At 41.7% G+C, this 16,251-nt stretch carries 18 protein-coding genes; 3 read left to right on the top strand and 15 right to left on the bottom strand.

Going from position 1 to position 16,251, the window contains the following annotated elements:
• Positions 1 to 159: 159 nt before the first annotated feature.
• The 4 genes from ACY652_RS02985 to ACY652_RS02970 form a co-directional block, all read right to left on the bottom strand.
• Complete coding sequence (locus ACY652_RS02985; protein ID WP_462266477.1) at positions 160 to 1,860, bottom strand: hypothetical protein; 1,701 nt, start codon at positions 1,858 to 1,860, stop codon at positions 160 to 162.
• Positions 1,861 to 1,898: 38 nt separating this feature from the next.
• The gene (locus tag ACY652_RS02980; RefSeq protein ID WP_462266476.1) at positions 1,899 to 3,008 is read right to left on the bottom strand and encodes a dsDNA nuclease domain-containing protein; all 1,110 of its coding nucleotides are present in this window, start codon (positions 3,006 to 3,008) and stop codon (positions 1,899 to 1,901) included.
• Between the two features lie 620 nt (positions 3,009 to 3,628).
• Positions 3,629 to 4,006 carry a HEPN domain-containing protein gene (locus ACY652_RS02975; protein WP_462266474.1) on the bottom strand — a complete coding sequence of 126 codons (378 nt, stop codon included), beginning with the start codon at positions 4,004 to 4,006 and terminating at the stop codon, positions 3,629 to 3,631.
• Positions 4,007 to 4,009: 3 nt separating this feature from the next.
• Positions 4,010 to 5,140, bottom strand: coding sequence for a hypothetical protein (locus tag ACY652_RS02970; protein WP_462266472.1), 1,131 nt, complete (start codon positions 5,138 to 5,140; stop codon positions 4,010 to 4,012).
• Positions 5,141 to 5,276: 136 nt separating this feature from the next.
• Between ACY652_RS02970 and ACY652_RS02965 the strand changes: the two genes are divergently transcribed.
• Positions 5,277 to 5,702, top strand: a complete 426-nt coding sequence (locus tag ACY652_RS02965; protein ID WP_462266470.1) for a helix-turn-helix transcriptional regulator — start codon at positions 5,277 to 5,279, stop codon at positions 5,700 to 5,702.
• A 2-nt stretch (positions 5,703 to 5,704) separates the two neighbouring features.
• Positions 5,705 to 5,968 (top strand): hypothetical protein, encoded by a 264-nt coding sequence (locus ACY652_RS02960; protein ID WP_462266469.1) that lies wholly within the window; start codon positions 5,705 to 5,707, stop codon positions 5,966 to 5,968.
• Between the two features lie 317 nt (positions 5,969 to 6,285).
• Here ACY652_RS02960 and ACY652_RS02955 read toward each other — a convergent pair whose 3' ends face one another.
• From ACY652_RS02955 to ACY652_RS02915, 9 genes are all read right to left on the bottom strand, one after another.
• The gene (locus ACY652_RS02955) at positions 6,286 to 6,882 is read right to left on the bottom strand and encodes a hypothetical protein (RefSeq protein ID WP_462266468.1); all 597 of its coding nucleotides are present in this window, start codon (positions 6,880 to 6,882) and stop codon (positions 6,286 to 6,288) included.
• A gap of 32 nt (positions 6,883 to 6,914) precedes the next feature.
• Positions 6,915 to 7,901 (bottom strand): relaxase/mobilization nuclease domain-containing protein, encoded by a 987-nt coding sequence (locus ACY652_RS02950; RefSeq protein ID WP_462266467.1) that lies wholly within the window; start codon positions 7,899 to 7,901, stop codon positions 6,915 to 6,917.
• Positions 7,891 to 8,268, bottom strand: coding sequence for a plasmid mobilization protein (locus ACY652_RS02945; protein WP_462266466.1), 378 nt, complete (start codon positions 8,266 to 8,268; stop codon positions 7,891 to 7,893). The genes ACY652_RS02950 and ACY652_RS02945 overlap by 11 nt, the downstream gene beginning before the upstream one ends.
• Positions 8,269 to 8,472: 204 nt before the next feature.
• The gene (locus ACY652_RS02940) at positions 8,473 to 9,390 is read right to left on the bottom strand and encodes a toprim domain-containing protein (protein WP_462266464.1); all 918 of its coding nucleotides are present in this window, start codon (positions 9,388 to 9,390) and stop codon (positions 8,473 to 8,475) included.
• Positions 9,391 to 9,643: 253 nt separating this feature from the next.
• Complete coding sequence (locus tag ACY652_RS02935) at positions 9,644 to 10,870, bottom strand: DUF5906 domain-containing protein (protein WP_462266462.1); 1,227 nt, start codon at positions 10,868 to 10,870, stop codon at positions 9,644 to 9,646.
• A gap of 8 nt (positions 10,871 to 10,878) precedes the next feature.
• Entirely contained in the window at positions 10,879 to 11,166 is a 288-nt protein-coding gene (locus tag ACY652_RS02930; protein WP_462266460.1) for a helix-turn-helix domain-containing protein, read from the bottom strand.
• A gap of 71 nt (positions 11,167 to 11,237) precedes the next feature.
• Positions 11,238 to 12,413 carry a hypothetical protein gene (locus ACY652_RS02925; RefSeq protein ID WP_462266458.1) on the bottom strand — a complete coding sequence of 392 codons (1,176 nt, stop codon included), beginning with the start codon at positions 12,411 to 12,413 and terminating at the stop codon, positions 11,238 to 11,240.
• A 169-nt stretch (positions 12,414 to 12,582) separates the two neighbouring features.
• A complete protein-coding gene (locus tag ACY652_RS02920) occupies positions 12,583 to 13,077 on the bottom strand; it encodes a hypothetical protein (protein WP_462266457.1) in 495 nt (164 codons plus the stop codon).
• The gene (locus ACY652_RS02915) at positions 13,077 to 13,778 is read right to left on the bottom strand and encodes a DUF3800 domain-containing protein (protein WP_462266455.1); all 702 of its coding nucleotides are present in this window, start codon (positions 13,776 to 13,778) and stop codon (positions 13,077 to 13,079) included. The genes ACY652_RS02920 and ACY652_RS02915 overlap by 1 nt, the downstream gene beginning before the upstream one ends.
• 501 nt (positions 13,779 to 14,279) lie before the next feature.
• On the opposite strand from ACY652_RS02915, the gene ACY652_RS02910 reads away from it, so the two are divergent.
• The gene (locus ACY652_RS02910; RefSeq protein ID WP_462266453.1) at positions 14,280 to 15,464 is read left to right on the top strand and encodes a Fic family protein; all 1,185 of its coding nucleotides are present in this window, start codon (positions 14,280 to 14,282) and stop codon (positions 15,462 to 15,464) included.
• A 3-nt stretch (positions 15,465 to 15,467) separates the two neighbouring features.
• On the opposite strand, the gene ACY652_RS02905 is transcribed toward ACY652_RS02910, so the two are convergent.
• Positions 15,468 to 15,827, bottom strand: a complete 360-nt coding sequence (locus tag ACY652_RS02905; RefSeq protein ID WP_462266451.1) for a hypothetical protein — start codon at positions 15,825 to 15,827, stop codon at positions 15,468 to 15,470.
• 155 nt (positions 15,828 to 15,982) lie between these two features.
• Complete coding sequence (locus ACY652_RS02900; protein ID WP_462266449.1) at positions 15,983 to 16,213, bottom strand: hypothetical protein; 231 nt, start codon at positions 16,211 to 16,213, stop codon at positions 15,983 to 15,985.
• Between the last annotated feature and the right edge of the window lie 38 nt (positions 16,214 to 16,251).

Genomic DNA, 16,251 nt, shown 5'->3' with positions numbered 1-16,251 from the left:
CTCTTGAACGAACTAATGATTGCTTAAAGGGTTTTGATTCCCATGCGGACTATAATTAACAAGATAGTTTCAGTGGCAACGTTAGGCCGAGGTGTTTCCATAACGCTTACCATCAAAAACAGGTTTTTCGTATAACTTCTCTGAAATTAGTCGGAATTATCAGTAAAACAACCTGAAGCCCAGCACTTCATTCAAGAGGGGCTTAATATCCTCGAAATGTTCATCGTAAGCCAAATTATTCAGTAAACTTCGGTCGTCTGTCAACCTGACGATCTCTGCCTGGTAATCAATTCCGTGATCTTCCTCAATGCTGAGCACCAGCTGAGACCCCGGCACCTGTTCCTTAATGATAAAATTCAGCATGGCCGGCAGGTTTTTGGAATCTTGCCCCTGCTGGTTAGGGGAATCCACGATAATCGGGAAAAATGTTGACGAAGAGTATTCATTCATCACGTGTAGTATCGAATAATAATAGGCCATCAGTTCTCTTGGCGTTTTACTGCCACCTTCTGAAAGATGCGTATCAATATTTTTATAGGTTGCTTCCTTCACCGCTGCAAGATTGAGCTGTCCTAAAAACCGCTTCATATAGCCACGATACTTATTTCTAATCAGTTCGGTGCGCACTTTATCTTCGATAGACTTCAGATCACTCTCCAGCGAATCTCTTAATAGGATCTTTTCACCCAGCTCCTTGTCATACGCCGCTATTTCTTGCTCGAATAGTTTCTGAACTTCCTTTTTACCTTCGCTTTCGATCACATCTTTTAACTTGATCTCTCCCTGCTTTTGTTCCAGTTGATTTTCGATCTGGGCGAGCAACCGTTCATTGCTTAAGAACTCCTCGTTGATCTTCTTGATCATAGCCAGTACCGTTTTTAGCTCTTCATCAAGCTCGACAATAAGATCATAGCAACGCTGCTCATCCTGGGCTATACCAAATCTTTCCGCGAACGAATTCTCATATTCAGCACCACAGCTTGGGCAGGGGACAACTTCCCCAAGCGTATCTGTGGCGTAGTGATAATCTTTTTTTGTTTCTTCCAACGCTTTTTTTACAATCAGTAACTGTGCTTCCAGATTGATCTTGGTGTTATACAGGTTGGTAAGCTTTAACTTGTATTTATCCTGTTCCTGTTTCAAAAGTTGACACTGAACCAAGAGCTCTTTGAGCTCTGCCTCGAATGTTACGAGATCCATTGTAAATTCCGCTTTCGACAACTTCTCCTTTAGGTTAATTAATAGTGTGCGAATGAGTTTAATCTCTTTGTCGATCGTTTGAATGCCGTCGCTTACGATCCCTAGTTCATTTTTGGTAATATAATATTTGTTAGGGCGGATACCGGTATGGTAGTTTATGATGTCCAGCCTTGCCTTTGGCAAATAAAGTTTAGTAAATCCTTCCCAGTTTTTAAGCCAGCTGATATCTTGGTCCATATAGAATGGTAAAAACTGATAGGCCGGCGGTGGCGTAACAGCAATACCTTCTTTATTCGGCAGCTTGATCTCGAAACTAAAGAGCTCAGCCAGTTTCTCACCTAATTCCGAAACCTTGTTATAAAGCCCGATCTTATCTTGGCCACTATCGAACAATGCATAATTCTTACCCATTCTGAACATGTAATACTCCTCACTGTCAAGCGAAAAGTTCACTACAGAAATAGGTTCGGCATCTAACCAATCTGGATGCATTTTATGCGCATCAGCTCCGAACGTATAATAGATCGATTTTAAAAGACAAGACTTGCCCGTATCATTCCCCCCGATGATCACCGTCCGGTTTGGGTGGAACTTCACTTTTCTGGATCTTTTCTCCTTCATGGAGAGCAGGGTTATCTCGTTTAATTTGAATTGCTTCATTTTTCCAGTTTCTTAGTGTTCTTACCAGTCTTTTAAAATTACTCTTTGCCATACAGCTCAAATAGAATGATCGTCTTAATATATATTTCTGACATTAAGTTATTCGCATAGGCCCGCTGCTGAGCGATCCCATAAAACAGATTTAGTTGTTCGTGCAAACTTTCCGGTAGTGACACCGAGTAATTGCTGATCAGTTCCGTGATGTCGGTGGTAACCTGCTGAAGGTTCTTATCCCCATAGTTCATTTTAGCGATCTCATAGATTTTCGCTTGTGCTTTAAATGCGATGACAAATTTAAAAGAAACGCCTTCGGTATTGAGTCTTTGTTCAATTGCCGCAGCTTTTTCCTTCATAGTTTCCTGGTCAGATAATACATTCAGGTAACCGCCAAAATCACTTCGGCTGATCGCTTTCAATTTCTTTAGCTGTTCAAAACCTGTAATGTTTATTTCCAGGTTCGTTTTGTTTTTCACCTCATCGAATATGGTTTTATACAAAGGTCCAATCTGATATTTAACATCCGGTAGTTTTTGCTCGATATAAGTAGCTAGGCGGGATTTTGTTATATCCGCATGGTGTTTAAGGTCAAGTTCACCCATCAGAAAGTGGGTGATCTCCCTGAATCGCGAAAGATCGGCGTTGCTCAGTTCAACGGTCAATTTTTCACATACCTTTTTATTATCAGCCGCTGACAGATCTTTTAGTGTAAAATTATCAAGCGTTAGGACATCTGCATCGTTAATAAGCGTTGCCTTTATTTTGGCATTAGTAACGAAATAAACAGATTCTACATGCTCGCCAAAATCAGCGACATGCTTGTACATTTTTGCCAGGGTTGAAGGCAGTGGCCCGTTCTCGCCTTTTTTTGCAGCCACCAATGAAGCCAGTGTCCACGCCACAGCGTCTTTGGTTTTGATTTGAAAACATTTGAATGTTTTAGGGTCACTGCTCGAATCGAATACTACAATATCGTCGTGAAATTCAAAGCAAAGTAAATAGTCATCTGTGGAGGTATGCAGTTCTATCAGTTTGCAAATAGCCCAGTTCTTTTGAAAATCATATCTGTTGGATGTTTTAGCCCCGTCAATTTCACGCGGGGGCTTTTCAAACACTAAAGACTTTAACTGAACTATTGAACTGTCTGACATTGATCGCGTTTAGGAGTTTAAAAATATGATTAATTTAATAATTAGCATACTTATAAATTAATCATATTTAAAAATTCAAAATTAAGCGCTTCTTGAAAGAGGAAATTAATCGGTTCGATGTACCCATAAAATTCGCTATCGAAAAATTACAACATCGAACCGCTTTGACGAGTGAATTATAATTATATATTTACTTGATCAACAGTTAAATATGAAATAAAAAGAGCATGCGGCCGATTTCTCTTGCTTGCTCATAGTGGCTCCTGAGGCTGAATTCGAACAAGATTTTAACAGGTTGACTACTTGAATTTCCAAATCCGTTCAATATCCTAAATGACTAAACCATACATGCTGTCAATAAAAGATAACTGAACATTATCGATTGAATGCCACCATTTTACCAATGCGCCTTACTATTGACACATTAGTTCACTAAACACATTATTTTGCGGATGCTTTCGAGGCACCTGTTTGGCGGGATCAATGGGTTCAGCAAATCGAGTGATAATGATTGTAATACAAGCTTGCTAATATCAGCAAAGTAAATTTCATTAATTGTTAACAGCAAGCAGCGCGGCCTGAGTAACTCAAGACCGTCTGCCACTGCTACTTGGCGGTACTTAGGGAGTGATTGTTTTTTTGATAAATTGCTGGTAAACCTGCTCAATTGTATCTAATAGTAAATTAACCCTTACTTTTAAAATCATCACTGATTGCTGATCCGGTTTAAATTCGCTTTTATACCTTGCCTCTGAATATGCAGCTTGCAATAAATTAAATTGCTGCACGCCTTCAGTCGTGTCTAATTGTAATACCTTTTTGATGTCGTCTGAAAACAACAATGTTATTTTAATCATTCTCGCCAAATTGTGTACTGACAAACGATATCCTAATATGGCTTTAATAATACCTATCAAGCTACTTTCGGCAGCCTGATGAAGTGAAAAAACAGCCAACGAGTAATTACCATCTTCCATATATCGGACCGCGCCTTTCAAAAATTATTTTCCTTGGATTCCCCATCTGTTCCAGTTTTGCTCCGCTCTTTCCATCCAAATTGTATCATCAATAGTGCGAACACCCAGCAATTCCGTATCCGCAGCAGTATATATATTGATACTATTATAAAGTATATAATGGAAGAAACGCCTGCCTTTTGTAATTGCTTCTTTTGCACTGGCAAGCTTATGGACAATAGCGAACACAGATGTTAAGTAACGACAGTTGTCTTCTATTTTATTGGCTATCTCGTGCTCTGGCGTCTTTTCTTTATCATCAATCAATACCAGTAAATAGTAAGTAAACGGATTGCTATGTGTACCCATCAGGTAAATCATTCGCACACAGGGTATGCGTTCAATGATAAGCTTCTTTACTTCCTCGAGCCCTAACTCTTCGGCCTTACTGAGTTCTGGATTGATATCTTTTAAAGGGGGTAGGTCATCAATTTCGCTCTCCTGTTTCGCCTTTTTATCTCGGCTCCCCTGTCCCCAAGTTTGATGGGTAAGGGTTTTGTTGGTTTCACGTTGATGTATAAGCCAAGCTGCGGAATACAACTTACGAATGTTGTCATAAACGTCCATTATCTCACCAGCCATCATAGTTTCATCTATCGTATTATTATATAGCGCTGCATGTAGCCATTCATGTAAATAGTCCCGATATTCCTGCGGACTGATCTTTTTAAAAACCTTTTTGACTGCCTTGTATGGGTTCGCTAATTCTTTTTGGGAAAGGTTCTTTGGGAAGTAGACCCAGTCTGACCTTTCCTGTTCGATCTGTTCTTCCGCTACGTCTTCTAATCTTGGCCATCTATCTTCATTTTTAATTAGCAATAAGTGCACGGCCTCGATCAGTTGCACATCTTGATCATAAATAAATAGAACATGCCTGGCACCATGACGATCTTTATAAAATTTATCATTCAGTACATAATACCGCCATTCCTTTAAATCTTTGCGATGATCTCTTGGCCAACCTGAACTAAAGAAGTCCATTAACACTTGTAAAGGATTCATTATTTCGTTAAAGCGCAAATGTTTAGGATATTGTTCCCAGGGTGCTGTTTTGCCTAAATACATAATCGTTGTGTTTAAGCGGCCACCATTGACCGGCAAAACAAAGGACAGCATTAAATAATTTCTAACCCATTCTACAGTATTCTATCAAAGTAGCTCCGTTGTATATTTTATCCTTGCACAAGCTGCAGCAAACCCTTAATTTAAACATTAAAAATTTCTTACATTTGCTTAAACGACCGTTTCTATCATGAGTACAGCTACCGACGCACCGAAAAATATCCATCAAGGCCGAAATGTAAAGCGCTTTCGCGAGATGCTAGGTTGGAAGCAAGAGGCGCTCGCCTTGGCTTTAGGTGACGATTGGAGCCAAAAAAGAGTTTCTTTATTGGAGGCAAAGGAAGTTATTGAAGAAGACCTACTTACTCAGGTAGCTGCCATACTGAAAGTACCTGTCGAAGCGATAAAAAATTTAGATGAAGATAAAGCAGTAAATATTATTGCTAACACGTTCAGTGACTTTAAAGACAACGCCTCCGCGATCAACAATAATTGCTCACTAAATTTCAACCCCATTGAAAAATTGCTTGAAGTGCTTGAAGAGAACAAAAAACTTTATGAGCGTTTACTGGCAAGTGAGCAAGAAAAAGTGGAGCTTTTAAAGAATAAAAATTAAGAGTGGAGGGAACCAACAACCTTAAATCATACCAAGAAAGGATGAGCAGTATTATGGCTGATCCGGAATTTCAACTCATCCAAAAGAAATATCAGCCCTACTTAGACCTACATGGTATCGAAGAAATTTTAGGTGTTTTTGATATTAAACAAGCCCCGCCTGGCGAAGCCATTACAGGGAAACTGATTTGGCATTCGGAATACGATCTGCCTATTGATCTAAAAAAAGATATAACTAAGATTTTCAATAAGTATTTTGTTAACTAATAAACGAAGGGGATTATTCGGTAAGTTCTCTTCTGCACACACCTATCACATTACCGCTTAAACAACCGAAGCTCAAAACAGGAAAATTGTCAAGGGCCGAGGCGATAGCCGCGGTTTATTATACCCTTGACTGATTTTCTGTGTAGCTAACTTTGTGACTGCGGTGTTGTGGTTATTGATGTGCGGCTGAAAGACAGGCGTGTATGAGGAACGAATACTTGCCTGCGTGGGTTGGCGAGGCTGATTGCATAATGGAACCCGGCGCAAAGCGCGTGGTGCAATGCAGCAACCTGCCGCAGCCACACGGCCATTTCTATTCACTTGCCTGACTTCACCTTCTCCAGCTTTCGTTTAGCGGCTCTTCGTTGCTGCTCTGCCTGCTCTGCTTCAGCTTCCGCGGCAATGATAGCCTGCTGTTTAACCATTGCCTTTTCCGCCTTTTCGATGAAGCCCTTCGGATCCTCCGCTAACTTAGCTTCAATCGTCTCAGACACCTCTGGGTACAGTGCCCTGACTAACCAGAATTTATACGCTTCATTGTTTAGCCGGTTATTTTGATGGTTAAAATATAAAGCTGCTCCAACTGATCCGGCTGTAATTACAAAGCCAATTACTACACCAGTAATGAGGCTTTTTGACCAGGCACCGAAATGGTGGATAGTTTTCACCCCTATCACTTTGGGAACAGTCGCCATCAGGTCTTTTACCTGGTCGATCTGCTGCCGGATCTTGCTGTCATCATAGCGTTGATTGGACGTTTCTATACGGGCTGCGATCTTATCTAACGTTTCCTTATATTGCTGTAAGAAGGATTTAAGGAATTCAGGCAGTTCAGTTTCTACGACGGTTATTCTTTTCAGGAAGCTTTGTATCAATTCTTCCAGTATGGTTACTTTCTCTTCTAATTCATTCATTGCGTCTAAATTTTTAATGTGTGTATTGTTTATCACCGGCTTATTCCGGATGATTGGGATTGAGCGTGCTCCGCTTCATATTTTTTCCTTTTGCGCCTGCGCTTATCTGCATCACCCATCGGGTCTGGTGCCGCTGCAATAAACTCTGGTTCTAGCAGTGTTTCCAGTATGCCTTTCCCGCTACCGGGACGGTGGTGATGCTCCGACCCAACATCCTGACTGATCGCTTGCCTGATCTGATCAGCAAGGGAGGGCTTATGCTCTTCGATTCCTGCATGATACTGTTGCACCTGCTGGTTCCTGTTTAGCACTGAATCTATTTTACCATAGCTTAAGCTGCGGTCTATGGCAGAGCCTTTCATCTTGATGTCGCCCTTTTCGAAGGAGATTCCTTGTACCTCGCTGGTGCCGCTGCGGTACTTGTAAGCGATGGTTATACCCTGCCTGGCAAGGTGAGCTTCTAGCTGTTTCCAAGTGGTGGCTGTTTTCATCCCTGCTTTAATTGCATCATACAACTCATACTTAACCTTCTCTTTACCCTTCAGTGCCTGCCGGTTGACTAGATCTTTACCTTTGCCCAAATGGTAGCCGTATTTCAGGGTGATTTCCTTACAGGCTTTAACATTTTTGGCAAAGTTGTTTTTATCGGTAATGGTCTTGCCGTTGTTGTCCACCCGGTTATAAATTAAGTGCAGATGCGGATGAGCCCGGTCGCTGTGCCTTACGACAGCATACTGCGTATTCTTAATACCAACTTTATCCATATACTCTTTGGCCCGTTCGACCATGATGTCATCGCTTAACTTGAGCAGATCTTCCTTACTCCAGCTGAGTACCAGGTGCCCCACAGCTTTGCCAAGCTCCGGCCGCATCTGGCGTTGCAGATTGAAATCATTGATCATGGCATTAGCACTTTGCATCCTAACACCGTCGGCAGAAAGGATCTTTGCATCCTGCTTATTAACCACATAGCGGACGCACCCGCCAAAGCTTCTGCCCGTAATTGGTTTACCCATCATGATCTTTAATCTTTATCAGTAAATCGTCTACCTCACGCATCAGGGTCTGACACTTTAATGCCAGGGAAGTTAATCCTATCACATGGGCCAGGTGCGTAAGCTGATTAAGGTTATTGGCAACACCCGACAGCATCCTGAACCACTCAGTTTCTTCAGGCGTAAATCTTGGAAACACCTTGGCGTTCTTAGCGGCTTGGCGAAACCATTCACTAGGTTTGATGCCTGCCTTTTCCGCCCGGCTCTCGATCAGCAGCCGCTCGGTCGGCGTCATACGTACCATTAAAAAATCACTCCGTTTGATCGTTTTTTTCGGTCTGCCGGGTGTCCGGACTTTCGTTATTATCTTATTTTCGGATGTTGCTGCCATGTGTTCATTTCGTTTCGATTGTTTAAAAAACCGACCAACGGGAGCGAGTTCCGAATCACCCCATCGGGGTAGAATCGGGTTTTTGTGAAGCAAAAACATTAACTCGCTCTTTACAATTCGTAAATGGGCCGGTGATATATCCCGCTATCTTTAAATATGCCGGATGCCGCAAATCGGTATCCGCAAACCATTCTCAAAATTGGCTTAGCGCCCAATTCCCCGGCTCCTTTCTTCCGGCGCTTTGCGCCGGATCTGCGGTTGCAAAGTGGCTTGTCTTTGCGCAGCCAGGTATTCGTTGATGTCGTTAAAGCCTTTGTAAAAGCCCGATGCATCGGTAAAGCTGATACCAGCCGCCTGTAACTTTTCAGCAGCTGTGATCCCGGCTTTGTCATGGTTGAGCATCAGGAAAAGATCCTGGTAGTTTTTCATAACGGGTACCGCCCTTTCGGCCAATGAGACGGAATTCAGGATGACAAAATCGGCCTGTGGCTGGCCTTGCTTCAGTTGCAAAAGCGAAAGGAAATCGGTAAAACCCTCCAGCACAATAGCGGCTTTATGCCCGCCATCAATTACTGTAATGTCCTTGGGAGATGATGCCCCCTTAAACCAGTTATTCCGTAGCTCATAACCGCCGGAACGATTGGCAAAGCCAATAGCGAAATAAGGCTTACCACCGATGGTAAAATCAACCTCCTTGCAAAAATTGGCCGCGACTGCCAGATCAATCCCGCGTGATTTCAGGTACGTGATCAGAGCAGGCTGACTAATTGCTTTCACGCCGGTGATGATCACTGGATTCTCCGCCTGTGGTTCTACCTTTAGTGGCGATTGCTGTTGAAAAGAAAAATCATGACTACTATTGTTTAAACGCTCCAGGAATTCCTCTACGGAACAGTGGTGCATGCGTATTCCCAAATCAATTAAATTGCCGCCAATACCTTCGCCAAAATCCATCCAGGCGTTAAGCTGAGTATTCACTTTGAATGAAGCGGTCTTTTCTTCCCGCAACGGTGATAAATACCAATAGTTGTTTCCTTTTATCCTTTGCGGTTGAATGCCGCATTGCTCCAGGTAATCTATGATAGAAAGTTCTTTTGCTGTTTTACAGTTATATCGTATCATGTTGTAAAATCTAAAGGGTTGTAATTAAATGAGGCGGGTGCCAAGTCATACTGGAGGGCTACCCTTGCTTTTATGATGAATGATGAGCAATACACGTAACTACTTATAAATAAATTATTTATATGCTCATCATCGCCTCATCATGGTTTTCCGCTATGATGAGATTGCTCATCGTGCTCATCAGCAGTCATCGTACCTCATCAAACGATGATGAATGTGTAATGCGCTGAAAAGCAATTCGATAAATGCGCGCTTAGCCCGACTCATCAAACTTTTGCCGTAACCACTCTTCGGTAATGGTGTAATACCTGCCTGTTTTGGCGACTGTTACTAATTCGTTCAGGTTATTATAGCAATAGGTGGAATAGCTTAAACTATTCGGTACCGGCACAAGGCCCCACTCCTGTTGCATTAGCTGCGATACATCCTGCCTTGTTAGACGGGGCATGCTCTTCTTAAGGAGGTCTAGGACGTCCTTATTGGCGAAGCACATTTTCTGGCTGGGATCATGCTCCTGGATTTCCTTCAACAGTAACAACAGTTCCGTTTCCAGCCGGTTGCGGTTATTGCGCATCACGCGCAACAAAGCATCCGTGCGGATCTGTTGCTCGGAAAACCACATGCGGGTGTTGCCAACCGACACCGATAAAGGCCGCTCCAATAAATGAAATAGAAAAGCAGGAATCTCGCTGGTCATTTGTTCCAGTAGCCGAACATTCTCTTTTTCGAATACCGGTACTTTTCTTACCCAATACCGGGTTTCCGTCGGTTCAATGACGATAAAATTGTACTCGTTATTCGAACACAGGATGAACTTGCCAAAGAATTCCGTTTCGCGCTTATCCTTGCTTTTGGCTTCCACCTTAGATACTTTGGCGGTGCTCAGGTTCTTGATCTTTTCCGAATCCTCCTTTTTGTCCAGCAGCACTTCTTCTACGGCGATGATCAGCGTATTCATCCAGTCGGAATTGAACTGCGAACGGAAGTCATGGTTCCCGTTAAAGGTCATGTTATTACCGAAGATGACTTTTAACAGGTCCAAAAAAGTGGTTTTCCCGGTTTTACGTTCTTTGGATACCAAGCAAAGGATCGGCAGCTTGATCACCGGCCTGGTGTAGAGCAGGGCAATGTAATCGAGCCCTAGCTCATACTGCTCGCCAAAGATGTGCCTGAGAAAACTAAGTATGGTTTCACAGGAACCCGGCTCCGGTTTGAATTCCAAAGGATGATACTTGTTAAAATAGTTGCCGATGGTTTCCCGGTAATCGGTATGGCTGGGAACACAACAATATGCATCATACTTGCGAATCTTTTTGATCGCATCCGCACTCAGGTCTTTTTTGAGCGTTTCAGATGACCAGAGCAGCCAGCCGTCCGTATAGCCGCCGGTAACCATCGGTTGCCGGGTCCGCTTGTAATACGAGGTCTGTACACGGATGTAACTGCCGGGTTGGTTTAAGGGAAAGAACTGATCAGCCATGACCGTAGTTATTGTGCAACGGCCTGCTGGCCGCTGCTGATCCATGCCAACAGTTTCTTACGGGAGAAAAGCAGCTTGCCCTCCACTTTGCAAAAAGGGATTTTTTTTCTTTTCACCAGCCCGTAAAGTGAAGTGACCTCATACTTGATCAGTACGGCGGCTTCTTTGGTATCCAGCAAGGTGTCGTCCTCGTTATCCGGGCGGGGCGGCTGTAAGTGTACCGCATTTCTGACAGATGACTCAATGAGCTCCTGGAGCTCTTGTGTCGATAGAGTAGTAACGAATGTTGCGTTCATAAATTAAAAAATTTGATGAACACAAAAGAGTATGAAAATAACCCAACGTTAGTGAACGAAGTTGAACGTCGTTAGGATCTGAGTATATAGGTAGGTACTTTCTTTAAGACCTGATAGGCTTTTTTAGCATAAGTTCCGCTGCTTTTATGCACAAAGTCTATGGCGGAATCTTTCTTCTTGGTCATATTCCGTTGAATGTCATTAACAGATTCGTAGGTGTCAAAGGGAGAGAAGTTGTTTTTAAGCAATTCGCAGTATTTAAGCTGGGGAACTTTCAAATAAGTTGTATTTAGCTTATAGGTAGCATGCATTAACAGGCATAAGAGATTTTGATAGCCTGGTGCCATTCGGTAGTAATCCAAGGTTTTGCTTACCGGCCATATTTGTTCCTGGCCTTCCAGTTTAAAAAGTCTGTCTAACAGAGCCTTGATCTCGTCCTCGCTACTAAAGGCTTGGGGCACCTGCATCATTTGGCAAAGCTGCACATCCAGTAGGGCGCACCAAAGATCCAATATCTCGGTTGCAGGGTATCGTAAAGAAATATGATTATTAGAATCATTTTCGGTAGCCTGGGGCGGCGCCGGTTCTATCGGTGCTTCAGCTACCGGTTCCGGTTTTACTTCCGGCTCAGGCATTTTGACCACAGGATAAACTTTAACCACCGCTGGCACCTGTTCCGTTTCCTTCAATCCTTTTAGATTACTGTATTCCTGGAATCCTTTCACCAGTGCTGCCTGAATGTAGCCCAAGGCATATATCACTTCAGGAATAGCAAAGCCCTCGAAATACAGGTGAGTGTGACAATAAGCAATAAAATCGCGAAGAGCCTGCTTTTTCTGCTCCAGCGCCAGAGATAAAAATGTCTGGCCGATCTCTTCGTAAAACTTTGCAGAGCCGGCGGAATACCCATTATAAAACAGCCTTGCCAGTTCTTTGGTGTAGCTTTCTTCAATCGGCTTGATATTGTTGATCAGGATTTTGTTATCTCCTGTTGTTGTATTCTTAAAAACTTTAAGCAGATTAGGCTCACTCACGTAAAATAGCTGGCCCTCATTCAATTCAATTCGTTCAAATGGGAAATTGCGGCTGAAATTAAATTCATACTCATCAGGCTCGAATAAACCATCTGTTGATTCCAGAAAAGGGTATTTGCTGTGGTTACCGGTAATGATACCAGTGGTAGGGTGGAATGCTTCGAGGTTTAAGAAATACATTGCAACTTTAACTCCTGAAACGTTGGATTGCACTAAATAGTTTTTTATTGCCTATAGCTTAACTGGCACAGTTTATTAATAGCTGTCTAATAATTAATTTAAAATTGTATAAATTAATTAAATAGTTATTCTATATTTGTACTGTCATTTCCCTAGGGAAAAGGACCTGGTTGGCCGCATTACCGTAATTGCGGCATTTTTTTTATATCTGATTTCTGTACCACGCCTCTTTTTGTTCAAAATACCGCCTGTTCCTGGCATCATCCACGTGAAAGCTGGTCACTATAATATAGTCTGGTGTAATACGTTCCATAATCACCAGGAAATCGGCATCCTTATACCAATAATATTCGCGAATCGTTTCGTCCTCTTCAGGGTACTCAAAATATGTTATTTCTTCATCGTCATGATGCTCTAAAATGCAACGTATCCAGTGTATTTTATTGGCCCGGTGACGGTCAAACACTCTAACGTTTCTTTTTCCCTTTCTGGTGATTAAGTGAACAAAAGTTTCCGGGTAATCTTCAAATCCATCGACCGTTGAAAAATCGAGTGCGATCTTCACCTGGTAGCCTTTAAAAGTGAATGGCGAAACGATAAAATCCCGTTCAAACTCGAAAAAGAGTGTATCAAGCTGATCATTAGTTGGGTCAATACCTAATCCATAAATCAGATCATCCAAGCCAAATAATTCCATTACTGACGGATTTTAGGCTGATGATCAGAAATTTTAAATTTCGTTTCCCATGGCGGAGTACTCTCATCCAGAGAAAAGCCCGATTTTAATTCAAGATAGGCTATGAAATCCATTTTTGCTGTGTTATGCGGTAATTGCTCACTACTTTTCAGCCGCGATTTATAGGCAACCGCTCCGATAAAAAAGTCGGCAAGTTGGAAAAACTCATTTTCATTCGAACGTAAATGTTGAAAATGTTTAAATGGCGGTTCACCATTACATTTTTCATTCAGGTACTCATTGATTTTTTTTAACTTTTCCTTACCCCTTGTATCTTTCAGATCGATAAAAATTCGGTATTGACCGCTTTCAGGCATGGGATGTAAAAGATGGAAAATAAGCCGGTAATAATAGTTATCATGTCTGCCCATTTTGAAATCGCTATGGTCAAGGCGTTCCTTATACTTAACTAATACGCAGCTAAAATCTATGGGAGTGGCAAAAAAATAGTCCACAATCTCTTTGTAAAGGGCGAGTTTCGCAACGGAAAATTTGCTCCATTTAAGCTCCTTGCTCATCCCGTGCTTCTCTTTGATATTTCGTATAGATATTCTTAACTCCTGCGCAGCTAAATGAGGAACCATGACATATCCAACGGTCATTACCGATGCGGTATCATGTTCTAAATGGCAGCTTTCGTCCAGAAACAGATCGTAAGTCATTTGATTATCTTATGGGATGCAAATATAAAAGCAATGGTTGAAGGAATACAAAGATTAAATTAAGTAACACCGTGCCGGTTATAATGCGGAATTGAACAGGTCATCCATTACCGGATCTCCGATATCATCTAGATAGATGCCCGTTGTTTTCAAACTATCATGACCTAAGGATTGGCTAATGACCTCTTTGGATATGCCATTAGTTCTTGATATCGTAGCTACCTGCAACTGGATGGAATGCTTTGATGTTAAAGAAATACATAGGCAGTTTAAATTCATGAACGGCGAAACTTTGAAAATAGTTTCATTAAGTTTTTTGTAGCATTATTGGATTTCTCACCTCTTATTCAATTTACTCCTTATAAGGATTCTGGGTGCCAGGTAAGTGGTCAATTGACCTTCTTGACATTAATTTGTTCTAATGTGTTTGATGCCAATATTAGAGTTGCGCCTTAAAATAGATAAATTTTAAGGTCATAAAGAATTCTATAATAAACTTTAATGTCAAAAAGCCAATTGACCTTAAAATATTGGATTTTTAATGTCAAAGGTGTAAATTTGACAATGCCCTACAGAGTAAACCCTGACCGAACCGTTCCATGGAATACATTGCCCGATCTGCCGATTGACAAACACCTTTATGAAGATGTAGAAATTTATAGTCAATTGGGCAATGCTAAAGCCGCGCTTGGTCGCTTACAGGGAAGAAGCATCGTGATACCTAACCAAGGGTTGCTGATTAACTCTATTAGCTTACAGGAAGCCAAAGCATCCAGCGCAATAGAAAATATCTTTACAACTGATGATGAGCTGTACCAAGCTTACAGTGAAGAACAAATTCAGCAACTGACAGGTCCATCTAAAGAAGTGCTATATTATCGTGAAGCCTTATGGGAAGGTTACGCCTATTTGAATGAAGATCAAGTTTTTGACGAAAATTACTTCGTGAAAATGTACCGTATAGTCAGCCAGTTCAATGACGGCATAAGAACACCAATTGCCCAGATCGTCATCAAAGAGGGCGGTACTGGGCCTAACGCCGGGAAAGTATCTTATACGCCCCCAAGAGGTAAAGGTGTAGTCGAAGCCAAGCTTCATAACTTAATTGAGTTTTTGAATGATGATAAAACTTACCCGATAGATCCACTACTAAAGATGGCTATTGGTCATTTGCAATTTGAGGCGATACACCCTTTCCGCGACGGCAATGGGCGCACTGGCAGGATATTCAACATTCATTATCTCACAAAAAAAGGCTTACTCGATTATCCGATTCTATTTTTAAGTCGCTATATCATGGATCATAAAGAAGATTACTACGCAGGACTTGCCGGGGTAACTCAAAGAGGAAGTTGGAAGAACTGGTTGTTATATATGCTGAAAGCCGTCGAGGCGACTTCGAACATCACCTATGACAAGATCAACGACATTGTTAGTGCAAAAGATGCTATTTTAAAAGCTGTTATAGACGATACTGAAATAGCACGCCCAGAATCGCTGGTCAATGCCATATTCACCCAACCATATACACGTGTAAAGCACCTTGTTGGCGGTAATATTTATGCGGAAAACACAGCTAGAAAGTATCTTGACCAATTAACCGACATGGGTGTTTTGGAAAAGAGAGTAATTGGTAAAGGCAACTATTACTTAAACCTGGAATTATACAGGATACTATCTGAATAAGCTTTATGAAAGACTGTTTGTTCTTCGCAGCTTTCGCTTAAGTCTTATAGTTTCCGCTTTTTCCTGCACTTCCTGATTTGTAAGCTTCTGATGGGATAGCAACCAGTTTGTTAACATCCTTTTTGAAAACCGTATACCACCACCAGGTAAACCTATATAAGGCAATTCTCCGGCAGATTTTAACTGGTAAAGCGTTTGACGGGAATATCCGGTTATGGTTTCCGCTATCTCGTATCCACCGATTTCTTCTTCTTCACTAAAAGTTTGATTAACCGGCATGAACTCGGTCATGCATTCTTTTACAATCATTATTAGATCCGCAACTGTCAAGTCAATCAAACGCGTGTCTTTATCTATAGCCATAGGTGTAAAATTATCATCACTAAGCGAAAGCCGGTTCGCCATTGATTACAGCGTTAGTCCCTCAAAGTAGGCAGCATGAAGCTTACCGTTAATATTCTACATGCTGTGTAGAATATTCGAAACTATAAAGCTAGCTATATCGCAGGTTTAATCCGTTAAGCATTGTTTTTTAGTGATTCCAATGCAGATTTGGCATCCTCATCTGTCAGGAAAGCTTCTTGTTGGAAATCTTTAAGACGCGCAGCGAGATTTTCCCAATCTTTGCCCATTTTAACGGCGAAAAAAGTTGCGCCACCGGCAGCTAATATATCGGCAATGGAATGTGTTTTTACTTTGAAAAAGGAGTGTTGAATTTCTCCCCTCGATTGAATGCCTTTGTTTTCCATGGCCTGTCCTCCTTATACAAGATTACAAAAAAATTTGG

It is taken from the genome of Mucilaginibacter sp. (assembly GCF_965200995.1).
In the GTDB taxonomy this organism is placed as follows: domain Bacteria; phylum Bacteroidota; class Bacteroidia; order Sphingobacteriales; family Sphingobacteriaceae; genus Mucilaginibacter.
The sequence above is the reverse complement of the archived record's forward strand: the minus strand, read 5'-3'. Positions and strand labels throughout refer to the sequence as shown.